Source organism: Lipingzhangella rawalii (assembly GCF_031628175.1).
In the GTDB taxonomy this organism is placed as follows: Bacteria; Actinomycetota; Actinomycetes; order Streptosporangiales; family Streptosporangiaceae; genus Lipingzhangella_A; species Lipingzhangella_A rawalii.
Genome location: NZ_JAVLVT010000003.1, coordinates 1 through 15,008, shown reverse-complemented (window position 1 = coordinate 15,008; position 15,008 = coordinate 1). Strand labels below are relative to the sequence as shown.

The 15,008-nt window shown below is 68.9% G+C and carries 16 protein-coding genes and 1 tRNA gene; 8 read left to right on the top strand and 9 right to left on the bottom strand.

Features of this window, described 5'->3' with window-relative positions; translation table 11 throughout:
- Positions 1-209: 209 nt before the first annotated feature.
- On the top strand, positions 210-557 hold the full coding sequence (locus RIF23_RS06855) for an STAS domain-containing protein (RefSeq protein ID WP_310911561.1): 348 nt from the start codon (positions 210-212) through the stop codon (positions 555-557).
- A 19-nt stretch (positions 558-576) separates the two neighbouring features.
- A complete protein-coding gene (locus RIF23_RS06850) occupies positions 577-1,182 on the top strand; it encodes an ATP-binding protein (RefSeq protein ID WP_310911560.1) in 606 nt (201 codons plus the stop codon).
- A gap of 40 nt (positions 1,183-1,222) precedes the next feature.
- Here the strand turns inward: RIF23_RS06850 and RIF23_RS06845 are convergent, their stop codons facing one another.
- The 3 genes from RIF23_RS06845 to nth form a co-directional block, all read right to left on the bottom strand.
- Positions 1,223-2,401, bottom strand: coding sequence for a MarP family serine protease (locus RIF23_RS06845; protein ID WP_310911559.1), 1,179 nt, complete (start codon positions 2,399-2,401; stop codon positions 1,223-1,225).
- A 51-nt stretch (positions 2,402-2,452) separates the two neighbouring features.
- Positions 2,453-3,094, bottom strand: coding sequence for an NUDIX hydrolase (locus RIF23_RS06840; RefSeq protein WP_310912076.1), 642 nt, complete (start codon positions 3,092-3,094; stop codon positions 2,453-2,455).
- Between the two features lie 98 nt (positions 3,095-3,192).
- On the bottom strand, positions 3,193-3,870 hold the full coding sequence (gene nth, locus RIF23_RS06835; protein WP_310912075.1) for an endonuclease III: 678 nt from the start codon (positions 3,868-3,870) through the stop codon (positions 3,193-3,195).
- Positions 3,871-4,220: 350 nt separating this feature from the next.
- On the opposite strand from nth, the gene RIF23_RS06830 reads away from it, so the two are divergent.
- On the top strand, positions 4,221-4,907 hold the full coding sequence (locus RIF23_RS06830) for a Crp/Fnr family transcriptional regulator (protein WP_310911558.1): 687 nt from the start codon (positions 4,221-4,223) through the stop codon (positions 4,905-4,907).
- 253 nt (positions 4,908-5,160) lie between these two features.
- On the opposite strand, the gene RIF23_RS06825 is transcribed toward RIF23_RS06830, so the two are convergent.
- From RIF23_RS06825 to RIF23_RS06810, 4 genes are all read right to left on the bottom strand, one after another.
- Positions 5,161-5,985 carry an MBL fold metallo-hydrolase gene (locus RIF23_RS06825; RefSeq protein ID WP_310911557.1) on the bottom strand — a complete coding sequence of 275 codons (825 nt, stop codon included), beginning with the start codon at positions 5,983-5,985 and terminating at the stop codon, positions 5,161-5,163.
- Positions 5,986-6,014: 29 nt separating this feature from the next.
- A complete protein-coding gene (locus tag RIF23_RS06820) occupies positions 6,015-6,827 on the bottom strand; it encodes an NUDIX hydrolase (protein WP_310911556.1) in 813 nt (270 codons plus the stop codon).
- Positions 6,828-6,902: 75 nt separating this feature from the next.
- Positions 6,903-7,367, bottom strand: a complete 465-nt coding sequence (locus tag RIF23_RS06815) for a RidA family protein (protein ID WP_310911555.1) — start codon at positions 7,365-7,367, stop codon at positions 6,903-6,905.
- Positions 7,364-7,540, bottom strand: a complete 177-nt coding sequence (locus RIF23_RS06810; protein ID WP_310911554.1) for a DUF4177 domain-containing protein — start codon at positions 7,538-7,540, stop codon at positions 7,364-7,366. Before RIF23_RS06810 ends, RIF23_RS06815 begins: the two co-directional genes overlap by 4 nt.
- A gap of 96 nt (positions 7,541-7,636) precedes the next feature.
- Here RIF23_RS06810 and RIF23_RS06805 point away from each other — a divergent pair, with 96 nt between their 5' ends.
- From RIF23_RS06805 to RIF23_RS06795, 3 genes are all read left to right on the top strand, one after another.
- On the top strand, positions 7,637-8,665 hold the full coding sequence (locus RIF23_RS06805; RefSeq protein ID WP_310911553.1) for an ArsA-related P-loop ATPase: 1,029 nt from the start codon (positions 7,637-7,639) through the stop codon (positions 8,663-8,665).
- Positions 8,662-9,837, top strand: coding sequence for an ArsA family ATPase (locus tag RIF23_RS06800; RefSeq protein ID WP_310911552.1), 1,176 nt, complete (start codon positions 8,662-8,664; stop codon positions 9,835-9,837). Before RIF23_RS06805 ends, RIF23_RS06800 begins: the two co-directional genes overlap by 4 nt.
- 404 nt (positions 9,838-10,241) lie before the next feature.
- Complete coding sequence (locus RIF23_RS06795; RefSeq protein ID WP_310912074.1) at positions 10,242-12,446, top strand: penicillin-binding protein; 2,205 nt, start codon at positions 10,242-10,244, stop codon at positions 12,444-12,446.
- A gap of 108 nt (positions 12,447-12,554) precedes the next feature.
- Here RIF23_RS06795 and RIF23_RS06790 read toward each other — a convergent pair whose 3' ends face one another.
- Positions 12,555-13,007, bottom strand: a complete 453-nt coding sequence (locus RIF23_RS06790; protein WP_310911551.1) for a GatB/YqeY domain-containing protein — start codon at positions 13,005-13,007, stop codon at positions 12,555-12,557.
- A 139-nt stretch (positions 13,008-13,146) separates the two neighbouring features.
- Between RIF23_RS06790 and RIF23_RS06785 the strand changes: the two genes are divergently transcribed.
- Positions 13,147-14,046 (top strand): metallophosphoesterase, encoded by a 900-nt coding sequence (locus RIF23_RS06785; RefSeq protein ID WP_310912073.1) that lies wholly within the window; start codon positions 13,147-13,149, stop codon positions 14,044-14,046.
- A 79-nt stretch (positions 14,047-14,125) separates the two neighbouring features.
- A tRNA-Pro gene (locus RIF23_RS06780) sits at positions 14,126-14,199 on the top strand.
- Between the two features lie 15 nt (positions 14,200-14,214).
- Here the strand turns inward: RIF23_RS06780 and RIF23_RS06775 are convergent.
- Positions 14,215-14,991 (bottom strand): tyrosine-type recombinase/integrase, encoded by a 777-nt coding sequence (locus RIF23_RS06775; protein ID WP_310912072.1) that lies wholly within the window; start codon positions 14,989-14,991, stop codon positions 14,215-14,217.
- Positions 14,992-15,008: the final 17 nt, after the last annotated feature.

The following is a 15,008-nucleotide window of genomic DNA, read 5'->3' as shown; positions in this document are numbered from 1 at the left end:
AAACCCCCTTCACGAACAGGCGGCCGAACAGCGACCCACCGTTCGGCTGGTTTCAGTGTGTCACCGGCGGGGAAGACACGGGCGGCACCGCCGGTTTCTTGTGGAACACCAACGGACACACCGATCAGGCGTGATTGAATGCGGACCTGAGGGGTATCGCCCGCAGAGATCACCCGCGACCCGAGGTCGCGGTTCGCGCTGGAGGACTAGTGGACTTGAAGCTTGACCACCACACCGAGGACGACACCGAGATCGTGGTCGTTGAGGGTGAGATCGACGTCTATACCGCGCCACGACTGCGTGAGCTCCTGATCAACCTGGTCAGTAACGGAAACTTCCATCTTGTCGTGGACATGGAGAAGGTCGAGTTCCTGGACTCGACCGGGCTCGGTGTACTCGTGGGCGGGTTGAAGCGAGTGCGGGCGCACGACGGGACCCTGGACCTCGTCTGCACCCAGGAACGTATTCTCAAGATCTTCCGGATAACCGGGCTGACCAAGGTGTTCGGTATCCACGATTCCGTGGCCGACGCCATCGCCCAGCGTAAGTCGAAGTAGCGGGGCTAACGAGCGAGCGATGGCCGTCGTCCAGCTCACTATCAGTGCGTTGCCCGCCCATGTGCGAACGGCACGGCTCATGGCCACGTCCGTGGCGCGCCGGGCGGGCATCGCCGAATCCACACTCGACGAGATCCGCCTGGCGGTTGGCGAGGCGTGCTCGCGTGCCGTCGAGGCCCACCGTGCCCTGTGCCCCAAGGAGCCGATCCAGCTTGACCTGGTGGCCAGTGGAGACTCGGTACCGGCCGAGTTGCCGCCCACGTCCGGCGGCAACGGTGCGGGGGCACGGTCCAGCGCCCCCCCGACCCACGGCCCGGGCCGGTTCGAGGTGATTGTCACCGACCGCGCGCCGGCACCGCAGGCGCCCGCGGATCCGGGGGCGCGCGAGCAGGCCGTACCTCACGGGGAGGCCTATCTGCACCTCAACACCCCACCGGGTGGCGTCTCCGGACTGTCACCGGAAGTGGGCCTGGCGGTGATCACCGGGCTCGCCGACAAGACGACCGTGGACCGTGGGGACACGGGAACAGTCGTCCGCATGAGCTGGCCCTTCCCCGATGAGGAGGAGGGGGCCGATCCAGCCGGGGAGCACCACGGCCACACCGACAACGCCGCTCCCGGCTGATCGCAGCGGTCACCGCGGAATCCGGTGCGGCGCAGCGTGATCAGTCGCACTCCTGGGTGGAGACGGGATCATTCGCCGTGCGCCCGGCTTCCGCGTTCTCGGCCACCTCGTCGGCCGTCAGTACGTATCCGGTCTCGGCCTCCTCGGTCGCAGCAGCGAATACCACCCCGTAGACCTCCCCTTCCGGGGACAGCAGGGGCCCACCGGAGTTCCCGGGTTGGACGTCGGACCGGATCTGGTAAATTTCCCGGCTCACCTGCTGGGACTGGTAGAAGTCCGGCCCCTGCGCGGTCTGCTCGGCGCGAATGCGGGCTGCGGACACGGTGAACCCACTGTTTCGAGGAAACCCGGCAACGACCGCATCGTCTCCGGACTGGGCGTCATGGGCAAAGTCCAGCGGGGTGGACGCCAGCCCTTCCGTCGCCAGCACGGCGAGATCCTGCTGCGGGTCGTAGAGCACCACCGTGGCCGGCACCTGCTCACCGGAGCGGGTGACGACCCGCAGGTCCTCCCGAACGCCGGCGACCACATGCGCGTTGGTGATCACCCGGTCATCGTCGTAGACGAACCCGGTTCCCTCGACACGCCGCGCACAGTCGGGCGCCGTCCCCAGCACCTTCAGCACGCTCTGGCTCGCCTCCCGGAGTTCGGGTGTGTCCAACACCTCGGGGTCGGGCGGCTCAACCTCGACCGTGGGGCCGTGCCCCAGGCCCCCGAACACCTCCGGAAAGGCACTCTGGTCCACGAGCCGCCGGAAGGTGGAGAACCACATGCTGACGCTCTCGGGTACGACACGGTCCACCGTCTGGAGCACCCGAGAGTTCTGCACCTGGTGCGCCACCTGAGGCAGGGCCGAGTTCGCGAGCGCACTACCGATCAGCCAGGCAACCAGCAGCACGGACACCGCACTCACCACGGCGCCCCCCAGGGCGTCCAGCGCCCGCCCGGAATCCCCGGTCACCCGGTTTCGCACCAGCGCACCGAGGTAGGAGGCTACGAACTGGCCCAGCGCGGCGGCCAGGAACACCACCGATACCGCGAGCAGGGCCTGGTTGCTGGGGGTGAGCACGAGTTCCTGGATATAGGCGGGGGCGAAGAGGGCCGCGAGGACACCCCCTCCGATGAAACCCGCAAAGCTCAGGATCCCAACGATGAAGCCCTGCCGGTACCCGGACAGTGCGAACAGCAACACGACCACGATCAGGATCGCGTCCAGCACGACGCCCTCCATCCCGTCACGTTATCCAACCGGCCGGCACTCGCCCACGGTTCACGGCGGCGTCACGAGTGGGGCGTGGTCCGGCACCCGTTCCGGAACCCACCCCCCCAGTACCAGCAGGTGACGGAGGATCACCCCAGTGAAACCCCACACCAGCATCCGACGGACGCGGAACCCCGGCCCGGTGCTTCCGTCCGGATGCCGCACCCGCACCTGGTTGTCCGCGAGTTCCGTCAGGGGTACACGGCTCACCGCCGCCACCTCGCCCGGATCGGCAGGACGCACGGGTGTGGGGGTGTGCCACCATGCCAGCACCGGTGTGATGCGGAAACCGCTGTGCGGCAGATAGAGCTCCGGCAACGGGTCGAGGACCTCGATCCCGGACGGGTTGAGTCCCGTCTCCTCCTGCGCCTCCCGCAGGGCGCAGGCGACCGGGCCACTGTCCACCGGCTCCTGGGCGCCGCCGGGAAACGCCGGCTGCCCCGCGTGGCGACGCAGCCCGGCGGTCTTCTGGATCAGCAGCACGTCCACATCGTCGACGGGCTGCCACCCGAACAACACCAGTACCGCGGATGGGCGTCCCTCCGTCGCGCTGGGGCGCATCCGTGCGGGTACGGACATGGAGCTCGCCGCGGCGGCCACCTCCCGCAGCCACTCGGGCGCCGCTCCGGCCCGTACGTCCTCCTGGCGCATCCCGGCCGCTGTTGGGTTAGCTGCCTGCGTGGGCTTCGGCGGCTCGTGCTGCGGGGCCCCGGAATCGGATCCTCCCGCGCAGGCCGCCCCCGGCCTGGTCACGAGAAGGGTCCGTTACGCACCAGGCGCCGGGCGGCCTCCGTGTCGGTGGGCCCCGTGCCGTAGGCCGGACACAGCCGAGACAGGGTGCACACCCCGCAGGCCGGCCGGCGCGCGTGGCAGATTCGACGCCCGTGCCAGATGAGCCGGTGGGACAGCAGTGTCCAGTCAGCCGGCGGAAACAGGGAGGCCACGTCCGACTCGATGCGCTCGGGGTCGGTCTGATCCGTCCATCCGAACCGGCGCACCAGACGCGAGAAATGCGTGTCCACGGTCAACCCCGGCACGTCGAAGGCGTTGCCGAGCACCACGTTCGCGGTCTTGCGGCCTACCCCCGGAAGCTGCACCAGCTCGTCGAGCGTACTGGGCACCTCCCCACCGTGTCGGTCGCAGAGTTGCTGCCCCAGCCCGATCAGGCTGTTGGCCTTGGACCGGAAGAAGCCGGTGGAGCGGATGAGCTCCTCCAGCTGAGCCCGGTCGGCTCCCGCGTAGGCCGCCGCGTCGGGATACCGCGCAAAGAGCGCTGGAGTGACGGCGTTGACCCGCTTATCCGTGCACTGTGCGGACAGGATGGTGGCGACCAGGAGTTCCAGTGGGGTACTGAAGTTGAGTTCACATCCGGCGTCCGGATACAGCCGGGCTAGCTCCCGGTTGATCCGGCGGGCGCGACGGACCAGCGCAAGACGGGACTCACCGGTGGGTGTTTCCGGCGATGCGCCGTCGTGCGGATGGGACTCGGACGCGGTCCGGCGCCGGGACGGGCGAGACGCAGCAGCTCCTGTGGACGCTGTCGAGGTATCACGAGACACCCCCCAAGCTTACGTACCGTGCCCCACCGGCGGACAGATCCCGACGTTGGGGGCGGGGAGCACCGAAACGGCCCGTCCCGTGGAGCATCTAAGATCGTATCTGCTGACGTCGACCGTGACACGGGGGTGCTACGAGGCGACAAGCCGAGGTAATGACGTCGTTTCCCAACCGGATGCGATATAGGTCACACTGTTGACGGTCAGGTGTGCAAGGAGGAATGGTGGACAAGACCAATGAGGTGCTCAGTAGCGCCCCGCTGTTCGAGGCGCTCAACGAGGACGGCGCGGCGGCACTGCGCAACTCGGTCACAGAAGTCCGGCTCGGACGGGGGCAGACCCTGTTCCACGAGGGAGACGAGGGGGACCGCCTCTACGTCATCCTGAGCGGGAAGGTCAAGCTGACCCGGGCCGCGGTCGACGGCAGGGAGAACCTGGTCAGCGTTCTTGGCCCGGGCGAGATGTTCGGCGAGCTGTCGTTCTTCGACCCCCGCCCACGCACGGCCAGCGCGATCGCGGTCACCGACGTGGTGCTCGCCGGCCTGGGGCACGATGAACTTCGCCCGTTCGTGACCAGCCAGCCCGAGGTCGCCATCCATCTGCTGCGGGCGCTGGCGCAGCGGCTGCGGCGTACCACGGACGTGATGGCCGATCTCGTGTTCACGGACGTTCCGGGACGGGTCGCCAAGGCCCTTCTGGATCTGGCCGACCGGTTCGGCAAGGAGGGCGAAGACGGGCTCCACGTCCACCACGACCTCACCCAGGAAGAACTCGCGCAGCTTGTGGGAGCCTCCCGGGAGACGGTCAACAAGGCCCTGGCCGAGTTCGCGCTGCGTGGCTGGCTGCGCATCGAAGCCAAGGCCGTGGTGCTGCTGGATGTGGAGCGGATGCGGCGCCGCGCGCGGTAGCGCGTGTTCGGTGAACCGTTCCGGGCTCGCGCCCCGCAGGACGATCCTGGCGGCATGGAGCCGCACGCACAGCCAACCACGTGGTGTGATGTCACGGTTCGCCACCGTGTATCCCAGTGTGCCGTGGCGTGCTGTGGCGTGACGTGACTGTGACGCACGCATTCCCGCCCGGGCCTCGTTGCGACCGTGTCGCCATGGAGCCCCGGTCGGGGTGCGGGCCGCCCACAGGCCCGCAGGTGTGCACGCCCCCGGGTCAGGACCGGGCCAACTCGGCCGGAACCTCGCCCCGCGCGGCCAGGTAGCGCAGCTGTGCCCGCACCGAGGACTCCGCCGCCGGGACCAGTGCGGGGTCCAGGTCACCGTAGACGCGGGCTACGACCCCACGCAGCTCCTGCGCACCGGCGGCCACCGCGGCGCTGACCTGTTCCAGGCGCTGTTCCCGATGGGTCAGGTACTCGGTGAGCCGCTGCGCGGGGTCGGGGCAGATGGGTCCGTGTCCGGGCAACAGGGCGCGAATCCCGGAGGCGGCGACGAGGTCTCGGAGCCGGCGCAGGGAGTCCAGGTAGGCGCCGAGCCCGTCCTCCGTGATGACCGTCGTTCCCTGCCCCAGGACCGTGTCCCCGGTCAGCAGGACGTCGTCCGCGCCCACCTGGACACACACCGAGTCGGGCGTGTGTCCCGGGGTTTCCAGAATGCGTAGGTGGAGGCCGTCGACCTCGAACTCCTGGCCGTCGGTCAGCGTGGCGTCCTGCCCCTCCCCGGCAATGCCGAGCCGAGGGTCCACAGCATGCACGGGTGCGCCCGTCAGCTCGGAGAAGTACCGGGCGCCCTCACTATGGTCGGGATGTCCATGCGTGAGCAGCGTGAGCACCACGCGGGCCCCCTGCTCCTGCACGGAACGCGCCACCCGCTCCAGGTGCCGCTCGTCCTGGGGACCAGGATCCACCACGACAACCCGATCTGCTCCCGGCTCCCGCAACACCCAGGTGTTGGTACCGGACAGGGTCATCGGTCCCGGGTTGGGACACAGCAGGCAGTGTGCACGCAGTGTTCCCGAGCCGTCGATCACAGTGGTCACCTCGTCCGCTCGTCCGGCAGGCCTCGGGCTCACCGTAGCGGGTGTGTGGTCCCGTCCGGCAGCAGGACCCGCTCCCGACCGTCCACCCGGTCCAGCTCTGGTTCGATCGGGGTCAGGTCTCGGTGGGCCGCCAGAACCTCGGTTACCGCGGTGTATTCCGCCAGCTGGCGCAGGGAGATCATGGTCGGAGGCAGCATCGGCAGCTCACCTCGCTTCCACGCGGAGAGGGCCGCCGCAGGCGCGTACCAAGCCGCCCGGTCGGCCTCTCCCCCGACATCCCGTGCCTGTTGCCCCGCAGGCAGCGCGGCGGCAAAGAACCGGGTGTCGAAGCGTCGGGGCTGCCCCCGCGGAGTGATCCACCGCGACCAGGGGCACAGGAGGTCGGACCGCAGCACGAGTCCACGCCGGGCCAGGAGCTCGGCCAGGGACAGGGAGCGGTCCAGCAGCGCCCGGCGGTCCCGTTCCCATGCCTCGTCGCGGGTGTCGGCCACGAGCTCCCGCGTGGACGGTCCCGCGAGCAGCACCCCCGACTCTTCGAACGTCTCCCGAACCGCAGCACACACCAGAGCCCGGGCCGTGGCGGTATCGACGCCGAGCCGCTGGGCCCACACCTGAGGGCTGGGGCCCGTCCAGCCGGGAGCCAGCTCCACATCACGCCGGTCCACGCCCCCGCCGGGAAAGGCGTGCGCCCCGGGAGCGAAGGCCATCGACGAGGCCCGGCGCAGCAGGTACACCTCGAAGCCCGACCCTGCCGGTTCCGCCACCGAACGCAGCAGCATCACGGTCGCGGAGTCACGCGGCCGCGGCGACTCCGAAGCTCCTGCCGCACCGGTCTCTGTCATAGCGTCGTCCCTGCTCTCTGTTTGGGCCGCCCGGATCAGGCGACCCACGCCAGCCATCCCTGTCTCGGCTCGTTTCTAGACGACCTCGACGATCATCTCCACCTCGACGGGGGCGTCCAGTGGCAGGGCAGCCGCGCCGACCGCGCTGCGGGCGTGCACACCCGCGTCCCCGAACACCGCCCCCAGGAGCTCGCTGGCCCCGTTGATGACCTGGGGTTGCCCGGTGAAGTCGGGAGAACTGGCCACGAATCCCACAACCTTCACGATCCGGCGCACCTGGGACAGTTCTCCCAGCTCGGACCGGACCGCCGCGATGGCGTTCAGCGCGCAGGTCGCAGCCAGGTCTCGTGCGGTCTCCGGATCGACCTCGGCTCCCACCTTGCCGCGATGCGGCAATTCCCCGTTCACCAACGGCAGCTGTCCGGCCACGTAGATGTGCGGACCGGAACGGACCGTGGGCGCGTAGGACGCCAACGGCCGGACAACCTGGGGCAGCTCGTGGCCCAGCTCGGCCAGCCGTTGTTCCGGGGTGGGGCTCACTGTTGCTGCCGTTTCATGTAGGCCACGTACTGCTGGTTCCGGGGGTCGGTGCCCTCCGGCAACGGAGCCGGAACGACTGCGACGAGCTCCCAGCCGTCCTCTCCCCAGTTGTCCAGGATCTGCTTGGTCGCGTGTGCCAACAGCGGCACTGTCTGGTACTCCCATTTCGTCATGGGCGCCACCCTACTCACCCGGCTCGCGCGGCCTCACCGCGCCAAGCGGGAACGGCACTCCCCGAAACCGCGGTGGCGTGCGTAAACTTCTGGAGGGTGAGTGTGCGTGACCGGGGCTGGAACGATGCCCGACTTCATGTCGTCACCGGCAAAGGTGGCACCGGGAAAACAACCATAGCGGCGGCCCTGGCCCTGGCGCTCGCCGCGTCGGGACGCACGGTGCTGCTGACCGAGGTGGAGGAGCGCCAGGGCATCGCCCAGGTGTTCGACTGCGCACCGTTGCCCTACGCGGAACGGCGCGTGGCCGTCGCCCCGGACGGAGGCGACGTCTACGCGCTGGCGATCGACGCCGAGGCAGCCCTCCTCGACTATCTGGAGATGTTCTACGGCCTGCGGCGGGCCGGGGCCGCGCTCACGCGGTTCGGAGTGGTGGACTTCGCCACGACGGTCGCTCCGGGCACCCGGGATGTCCTGTTGACCGGCAAGGTCACGGAGGCCGTCCGTCGCCGTCAGGGCGAGGAGCGCGGGCGGACACCGCGGGATGCGACGCGACGCGCCCCGTTCGTGTACGACGCGGTGGTTCTGGATGCTCCCCCGACCGGGAGGATCGCCCAGTTTCTGAACGTCAACACCGAGGTGGCCGGCCTCGCCCGCATGGGTCCCGTCCATCACCACGCGGACCGCGTGATGGAGGTGATTCGTTCGGCCCAGACCGCCGTGCACGTGGTAACCACCCTGGAGGACATGCCGGTCCAGGAGTGCCTCGACGGTGTCGAGCAGATCACCGACGTCAACATTCCGGTGGGCTCCATCCTGGTGAACATGCGGCGCCCTCGGTTCCTGAACGAGACCGACCAACGGGCGGCAGCCGAGGGACGGGTCGACACCGAGGCCCTGGCCCGCGGACTCAAGGCAGCCGGTCTGGAGCAGGCCGAGCAGACCGCGCAGGAGCTCGTGCCCGAACTTCTGGCCCACGCGCATACCGTCGCCGCCGAGCAGGGGCTGCGCGAGCGCCTGGAGGCCGCACAGCGCCCCACATTCGACCTGCCGTTACTCGAGGGGCCCATTGACCTCGCAGGCCTCTACCACCTGGCGAACGTGCTACGAACTCAGGGGGCTGTGTGACCGTGCAGAAGCTTCACCAGGAAGCCCCGCCCCTGAACGTGGACGCCCTCCTGGACGACACCCAGACCCGCATCGTGGTGTGCTGCGGCTCCGGTGGCGTGGGCAAAACCACCACGGCCGCCGCGCTGGCGCTGCGAGCGGCGGAACGGGGACGAACGGCGGTGGTCATCACCGTCGATCCGGCTCGTCGTCTCGCCCAGTCGCTTGGTTTGGACGAGCTGGACAACACGCCGCGACAGATCGACCTGGGGCCGCGGGACTCGGGGCGGGGCACGCTGCACGCCATGATGCTGGACATGAAGCGCACCTTCGATGAGGTGGTGCGGGCGCACGCCGACCCGGAACGTGCCGAACAGATTCTCGCCAACCCCTTCTACCAGTCCCTATCCACGAGCTTCTCCGGAACCCAGGAGTACATGGCGATGGAGAAGCTGGGTCAGCTGCGTGCCTCGGAGGAGTGGGACCTGATCGTGGTCGACACCCCGCCCAGCCGCTCCGCCCTGGACTTCCTGGACGCTCCCAACCGGCTCGGCCGATTTCTGGACGGACGGTTGATCCGGATGCTCGGCGGGACCGGTGGCCGGTCCTACCTGCGGATGCTGGGCAGTGGCTTCGGGTTGATCACCACGGTGATCAACCGGGTCATCGGGGCTCAGCTCCTGTCCGACGTGCGTACGTTCGTTTCGGCGTTCGACGCCGTATTCGGTGGTTTCCAGGATCGGGCCCGGCACACCTACGAGCTCCTCAAGGCCCCGGGGACCGAGTTCCTGGTGGTGGCGGCCCCGGAGTCGGACGCGCTCCGGGAGGCCTCCTACTTCGTGGAGCGGCTCGCCGCGGAAGGAATGCCCCTGGCTGGACTGGTACTCAACAAGACCCACGGCCACGGCGCGGCCCCCACGCCGGCGCGCCTGTCCGCAGCCCGAAGCGACGCCGCGGCCGAAACTCTCGAGGATCTGGGGGAACACACCCTCGCGGCCGCGGCCCTGCGGCTGCACGCCCGTAGGATGGACACCCAGGCGGCGGAGGCGCGGGAACGGTCCAGCTTCGTCGCGGCCCACCCCACCACCCCCGTGGTCGAGGTCCCCGCCCAACCCGATGCCGTGGCTGACCTGACGGGGCTGCGCCGTGTCGGGCACGACCTGGGCAGCGGCTCCGGCGCGGAGTCCACCTGAGGACCGGCGAAAGGACGGCGGTGCCGCGCACCATCTCGCGTCCCGGATGGCGGGATTTCGGAGGTTCGCTGCACGGTCGGACCCCGAAACCTCCGGTTCATCCCGGGCGTCGTCGCCTCGGGTCCGCCGTGGCCGGTGGCGTGCCCCGCACCCGGTTGCCGCACCCGGTCGCCGCACCAAACCGAAACTCGGGCCGCAAATCACGCGCCGAGGGCACACATACCTGCCAATCCCTGGCGTTAAGGACGTAGGCTAGAAGAGTGGGGCATGGGATTTCACTGCACAAGGTCGGTCAGCTCGTCGGGGTCAGTGTCGTTGCGGGGGTGCTTGTTGCTGCGCTCGCTCTTCCCGCGCTCGGTGGGGCCGGAATCACGGCCCGCAATATCGCCACGAGTTTCCTCAACATGCCCGCAGACCTGGAGACCCCGCCGCCACCCGAACGCTCGACGATGCTCGACACCGAGGGTGGCGTGATCGCGGACATCTATGACCAAAACCGCGAGCTCATCGATCTCGAGGACATGGCGCCTATCGCCCAGGACGCCATGATCGCGATCGAGGACAACCGGTTCTACGAACACGGCGGGTTCGATTTCCAGGGGACCTTCCGGGCGGCCCTGCGCACCCTCCAGGGGCAGACCGAGGGTGGCTCCTCGATCACCCAGCAGTACGTCAAGAACATCCTGATCGAGAGCGCCGAGTCCCAGGAGGAGCTGGAGGCGGCGCGGGAGGAGACTCTCGACCGTAAGATCCGGGAACTGCGCTACGCGGCCAGCCTGGAACAGGACATGACCAAGGACGAGATCCTCGAGGGCTATCTCAACATCGCCTACTTCGGGGACGGGGCCTACGGCCTGGAGTCCGCCGCCCAGCACTACTTCGGAGTCAGCGCCGACGAGCTGGATCTGAGCCAGTCCTCACTGCTCGCCGGGATCGTGCGCTACCCCTACCAGTACAACCCCCGCACCAATCCGGAACAGGCCATGGACCGCCGGCAGACCGTACTCAACGGCATGGTCGACGCGGAGATGATCACCGAGGAGGAGGCGGACGAGGTCCGTGCGGAGGAGGAGCTCGACCTCGACGTCAGCGAGCCCGACAACGGATGCATGCCCGCAACCGCCCCCTTCTTCTGTGACTACATCGTGCGGGAGATCGAACAGAACGAGGAGTTCGGTGAGGATGCCGCCGAGCGGGCGCGGTGGCTGCGCACCGCCGGGCTGGAGATCCACACCACCCTCCACCCGGATATGCAACAGGCGGCGCAGGATGCGGTGGACTCCTGGGTGCCGCGGGACAACGAGTCACGTAAGGTCGCCGCCCAGGTGTTGATCGAGCCCGGAACCGGTGAGATCCGCGCGATGGCCCAGAGCCGCGACTACGGGCCCGACGAGAGCAACCTCGGTGAGACCTCCATCAACTTCATGGCCGACTACGACCATGGCGGCAGCACCGGTTTCCAGCCCGGATCCACGTTCAAACCGATCACCCTGGCCGCCGCGCTCGACCAGGGAATGGGCTTCGGTACCTCCTACGACTCCCCGGGCAGCACCACGGTGAGCGGCCAGGTCAACTGCAACGGGGGGCGACTGCCCTCCTGGACGATGAGCAACGCGGGCGACAGTGACGCGGGCCGATTGGACATGGTGGGCGGGACCCAGCAGTCCTCCAACACCTACTTCGCCCAGCTCCAAGCCGATGTTGGGTTGTGCGAGACCATCGAGATGGCCGAGACCCTGGGACTCCAGCGGGGAGACGGAACCAGTTTCGACAATCCCAACACCCAGGCGAACAACTCGTTCACCCTGGGCAGTGAGGAGATCTCCCCGATGGGGCTCGCCAACGCCTACGCCACCTTCGCCTCGGGCGGCGAGCTGTGCGAGCCGCTGCCGTTCACCAGGATCGAAGACAACCAGTCAGACACCACCATCGAGTTGGAGTCCGACTGTGAACAGGTCATCGACTCCGATGTGGCGGACGGGGTGAGCTACCTGCTCCAGCAGACCTTCAGCGGAGGCACGGCCGACGGTCTGGAGATCGGACGCCCCGCGGCCGGAAAGACCGGAACCACGGACGGCGGGGCGGCCGCCTGGTTCGCGGGCTACACGCCGAACCTGGCCGGAACGGTGTTCGTGGGTGACCCGCGCGGGCCGCAGAACTACCCGCTGCGCAACATCACGCTCGGGGGGCGTCACTACAGCTTCGTCTACGGCGCCACGATTCCCGGCCCCATCTGGCAGGAGACCTTCCAGGAGTCGGTGCAGCACATCCCCAATGAGGACTTCCCGGCTGCACCGTCGCAGTACCGTTCCGGCGGTGGGAACGCGACCCAGGCCAGCCAGCAGAGCGGCGGAGTGCCCGATGTGGTGGGCCAGTCCGAGCAGGCCGCGGTCAGCACACTGGAGGAGGCCGGCTACACGGTGAACGTGTCCGACAATCCGATCCGTTCGGAGGAGGCCGCCGGCAGTGTCGCCGCGGTGAACCCGAATCCCGGAACGGCGCTGCCGTCCGGCGCGACCGTGAACGTCTTCCTCAGCGCCGATGACAACACCGACGCGACCTCGGCGATCCCCGGCGATCCGATCTCGCTCCAACCCACCGTCGGCTAGGGATGGTGCCCTGCCGCGGTCACCGCGGTCGGTGGCCCGGGACGGTTGACGCTGTGCGCGCCGGCGTCTCGGGCCAGTCCAGCCCCACGCCGGATCGGATCGCAGTGCCTATCCCAGCTGGCGGCGTACCTCGGCCGCGATCCGGCCGCCCTCGGCGCGCCCGGCAACGCGTGGCTTGACCAGCTTCATGACCGATCCCATCGCGGATGGTCCACTGGCTGCGGTCTCGGTGATGGCGGCCGCGACGATGTCGGCCAGTTCGGTGTCGTCCAGCTGCGCGGGCAGGTACTCGGCCAGGACCTCACCCTCGGCGCGCTCCGCGGCTGCCTGTTCGGTCCGCCCACCGTCGGTGAAGGCCTCAGCGGCCTCCCGACGCTTCTTGGCCTCCCGGGTGAGTACGGTCACAATCTCCTCGTCGGAGAGTTCCCGCGCGGAGGTGCCCGCCACCTCCTCGTTGGTGATCGCGGTGAGAGCCATTCGTAGGGTGCGGGTTCGCACGTCGTCGCGTTCCCGCATCGCCGTGGTGAGGTCGGCCTGGAGCCGTTCCTTGAGGTGCGCCATGTCACGTGAGCATAGACCACCAGGGCAGCGGCCGTGCGCCAACCGCGAGGGGATCCTCGCCTCTGTCTCCGGAACCGCCACGGTCTGGCACCATGACGGACACAACCAAAGGAGGCACCCCACAGTGAGCACCCTGCGCATGACCCTGCGCGGCGCTGGGCGGGGCGCGGCCCTGCTGGCCGCGGCAGGGACGGTCGGCCTCGGATACGCCGCGATCGTCGAACGCAACTGGTTCCGGCTGCGCCACCACGAAATCCCGGTTCTGGAGCCCGGCCAGCCCCGAATCCGGATCCTGCACCTGTCCGACGCCCACCTCACCCCGCATCGTCGGCTGCTACGGACCTGGATCCGTGGCCTTGACGAACACGATCCGGATCTGGTGGTGAACACGGGCGACTCGCTGGCGCACCCTCAGGCGGTACACCCGTTTCTGGATGCGCTGGGTCCGCTCCTGGAACGACCGGGGGCGTTCGTGTACGGGTCGAACGACCTGTTCTCGCCGCGCCTGAAGAACCCTGCCCGCTACCTGTGGGGGGACAGTGCCGGGGATTACGCACACCGGAGTGTTCCCGATCTACCCTGGCAACACCTCGGAGCGGGCATGACACGGGCCGGCTGGCTGGACCTGAACAACGCTGTGGGCAGCCTGGATGTGAACGGGAACACGGTGGCGCTGGCCGGTGTGAACGATCCCCACATCGGGCTGGACCGCTACGACCGTATTGCCGGCCCGGCCCCGGACGCCGACATCCGGGTGGGCCTGGCCCACTCCCCGGAACCCGAGGTGTTGAACCGGTTCGCCGCCGACGGCTACGATCTGCTGCTGACCGGGCACACCCACGGGGGGCAGCTGTGCCTGCCGGGCTACGGCACGCTGGTGACCAACTGCGGAATCGACCGGCGTCGCGCCCGCGGGCTGAGCAGGTACGCGGGGGCGTGGCTGCACGTCTCGGCCGGGCTGGGCACCTCTCCGTACGCCCCGGTGCGGTTCGCCTGCCGACCGGAGGCCAGCCTGCTCGACCTGGTGCCCCGGGACTGATCCGGTCGCCCCAGCGAAGGAGACGTCGTCCAGGATGCGCGCACCCAGCTACGTCCGCTAGACTGCGGTGCGGAGCACACGGGGTGTAGCGCAGTTTGGCAGCGCGCCTCGTTCGGGACGAGGAGGTCGTGGGTTCAAATCCCGCCACCCCGACAGCGCAGTAGCAGGTCAGGCGGTTACTTGCCTCCGAGAACGGAGGCGAGTAACCGCCTTTTCTTCTGTTTTTCTAGAGTTTTTCTTGTCGAGGTCGCCGAGAAGCCGCTCCAGCACTCTCACTGCCGAGCCCGGCGCGAGCGCCGCGCGCTCCTCCAGCGCCTGCTCCCATCGCGCGGTCAGCGCGTCCCGCAGCTGCTGCCGCATCCGCTCGGTGATGTGCGAGTACACCGCGCCGATGCCGCCAAGCTCGTGGCCGAGGCGCTCGTGTTGCAGAATCTCGGGAATGCCGTCCTCGATCATCCACGTCTTGTGCGAGTGCCGCAGGCCGTGAGGGGTGAGTCCGGCTTTGATGGGCTCCCACTGCCCCCGGCGCGCGTTGCGCAGTGGAGCGCCCCGCTTGGTCGTGAAGACGTGGGCGTCATCGCCGCGCCTGTCGACCAGCGGTTTCAGCTCTGGGACGAGGGAGGCGGGAATGGGTACGGTCCGCCGCTCATCGGTCTTGGGAAGCTGTTCCAGAAGGTCGCCCCACCGGTCCCGGTGGTGGCGCTCCGCGCCGTCGTGGGGGTGGGGCGGGCTGTGGGCTGGTGTCCGGTCTTGGACTGTCCCTCCATTTGGGGTGCCGCGTGTGTGTTGCGTTGGGGGGAGGTGGCCGGGTGCTGGGGGTTGGTGGGGCAGGCTGTTCCGGGTCGTCGTAGGGGTCCGGTGGCACGGGATCGTGTGACCGTGGCCGTGCGCCGCGAGCGCCGTGGCGCGGTCGAGTACCACGGGCCGAGCGGTCGGGGATGCCATCGGGATTCCTGCCAGGT